Source organism: Mycobacterium talmoniae, assembly GCF_001854525.1.
Classification (GTDB): domain Bacteria; phylum Actinomycetota; class Actinomycetes; order Mycobacteriales; family Mycobacteriaceae; genus Mycobacterium; species Mycobacterium talmoniae.
This window is the reverse complement of record NZ_MLQM01000309.1, coordinates 1-2,348: the sequence shown is the minus strand read 5'-3', so window position 1 is coordinate 2,348 and position 2,348 is coordinate 1. Positions and strand designations below refer to the sequence as shown.

At 71.9% G+C, this 2,348-nt stretch carries 4 protein-coding genes; all 4 read right to left on the bottom strand.

The window, feature by feature from the left end; genetic code table 11:
• Positions 1–74: 74 nt before the first annotated feature.
• Positions 75–431, bottom strand: a complete 357-nt coding sequence (locus BKN37_RS26875) for a hypothetical protein (protein WP_071030318.1) — start codon at positions 429–431, stop codon at positions 75–77.
• Between the two features lie 12 nt (positions 432–443).
• Complete coding sequence (locus BKN37_RS26870; protein WP_071030320.1) at positions 444–1,412, bottom strand: AAA family ATPase; 969 nt, start codon at positions 1,410–1,412, stop codon at positions 444–446.
• An 8-nt stretch (positions 1,413–1,420) separates the two neighbouring features.
• Complete coding sequence (locus tag BKN37_RS26865; protein ID WP_071030316.1) at positions 1,421–1,903, bottom strand: hypothetical protein; 483 nt, start codon at positions 1,901–1,903, stop codon at positions 1,421–1,423.
• A partial coding sequence (locus tag BKN37_RS26860; RefSeq protein ID WP_131823719.1) for a DUF4129 domain-containing protein occupies positions 1,900–2,348 on the bottom strand: 449 nt, incomplete at its 5' end. The genes BKN37_RS26860 and BKN37_RS26865, both read right to left, overlap by 4 nt.

The following is a 2,348-nucleotide window of genomic DNA, read 5'->3' as shown; positions in this document are numbered from 1 at the left end:
CACCCCAGACCCCCACCACCCGCGCACCCCCGCCCCGGCGCCCGCCCCCAGCGGCCGGCGACCGCGGCCACCGTCTACCGGCCCACCCCGGAGTCCTCGAGGGCCTCCAGCCGCATCTCGGCGTCGGCCAGGGCGGTCAATTGCCCGGCGGCACCGGCGGGTTCGGTGGTCGACTCGAGGGTCAGTTGCGTCTGCTCGGTTTCAAAGCAGCGCTGCGCCGCGGGCCGCGCCCGCACCCGGAATTTCGGGGCCGGCGGTTGCCAGGGAGTCGACGCCAGCACCCCGAGCAGCGGCGCGGCGAACGCGATGAGCTGCCAGCGGACGGCGATCACCGCCAGCGCCAGGGCCGCCGCGGCGCAGCTGGCGAGGGCCAGGGCCAGCGGCGCGGCGCGCCACCGCAACTCGACGTCCACCTCCCGGGTTTCGATCACGCGCGCCGCCGGTTACTGCGTGGTGCCGTGGGCCCGAGGAACCGGTAAGCGCCGCAACAGTTCTGCCACCACGTCGGAGCCCTGGATGCGCCGCACCCACATCTCGGGCCGCAAGGTGATCCGGTGCGCCACGGTCGGCACCGCGAGCGCCTTGACGTCCTCGGGGATCACGTAGTCGCGGCCCTGCAGCAGCGCCCGGGCCCGGGCCAGCTGCACCAGGTCGAGTTCCGCGCGGGGGCTGGCGCCCACCGCCACCTGCGGATGATGCCGGGTGGCGGTCGCCAGCGACACCACGTAGTGCAGCACATCCTCGTGGACGCTGACCTGCTCCACCGATTCGCGCATGGCCACCACATCGTGGGCGTCGACGACCTGGTTGACGGTGGGCTCGGCCGACCCGCGGTCCAGCCGGCGCCGCAGCATCGACGTCTCGTCGCGTTCGGACAGATACCGCAATTCCAGCCGGACCGCGAACCGGTCCAGCTGGGCCTCGGGCAGCGGGTAGGTGCCCTCGTACTCGATCGGGTTGTCGGTCGCCAGCACGATGAACGGCGCTGGCAGCCGGTGGGTTTGGCCGTCGATGCTGACTTGGCCTTCGGCCATCGCCTCCAGCAGGGCCGCCTGGGTCTTCGGCGGGGTCCGGTTGATTTCGTCGGCGAGCAGCAGGTTGGTGAAGATCGGTCCGCGCCGGAACTCGAAACGGCCCGACTGCATGTCGTAGATGGTCGACCCCAGCAGGTCGGCGGGCAGCAGATCCGGGGTGAACTGCACCCGGGTGAAGCCGAGCCCCAACGCCGCGGCGAAGGACCGCGCGATCAGGGTTTTGCCGAGCCCGGGCAGGTCCTCGATCAGCACGTGGCCGCGCGCCAGCACCGCGATCAGGATCAGGCTCAGCGCGGACCGTTTGCCGACCACGACGCGTTCGATCTCGTCGAGCACCGCCTCGCAGTGCGCGGTGGTCGCCGCCGCCGGCTTCGCCACACCCCCGGTCACGCCTGCTCCAATCGCCGCAGAATCTCCTCGAGCACCGCGCGGCCCGGCCCGGGTTCCGCGGCGCCGCTGTCGGCGACGTTGCTCGGATCCACCCACTGCCACAGCTCGTCGCCGAACAGCATTCGGCCGGTGGCGGTAAACGCGGTCAGGTCCTTCGCGCGGGACTGGCCGGTCGCGTTTTCGTAGCGTCGGGCCAGCATCGGCCGCCAGTGCCGGTCCCAGTCCCGCCGGGTTGCCTCCGACCAGTGGATCAGCGTCTCGGTCCGGGATACCCAGTGCCGCAATGAATCACCAACGGTGGCGTCCGGCGACAGCGTGTCCGGCGCCAGGTCGCGGGCCAGCAGGCGGCGAAATCCGAGCAGCACCAACCCGACCGAAACCCCGGAGATCGCCAGCACATAGCGGCGTTGCTGCACCACCAGCATCAGCAGCTCGGCCCCGGCGACCAGGCCCAGACCCAAGACCACCAGCCGGGTCACGGTGCGCCCCGCGGAAGTTCGGCCAGCACCAGCCGAAGCACGCGGACCGCGGCTTCGCGGTGCCCCTCGTTCATCACGTGGGGGCTGAATCGCGCCTCGGTGAACAGGCTCACCAGCCGCGCCGCGTTATCGGCGTGCAGCGCGTGGTGGTCGACGGCGCGGGCCAACACCTCCGACGGGGTGTCACAGTCCTGGGGGACGGCGTCGGGGACCCGGGCCAGTTCCCGTTCCATCGTGGCGTAGCAGGCGATGATCGCCTCCCGCGGGCCGCGGGCCAGGTCGCCGATCTCGGCCAGCCCGGCCTGCGCGGCGCGCGCCAGGGACTCCGCCCCCGCGGCGGGCACCTCGGGGCCGCGGGGGCCGCGCTGGTACTGCCTCTTATACACTCCTACAAGCCCCCGTGACACTGTGCGACACAGCATGTCGCCTTCTGCTCGTAACACAA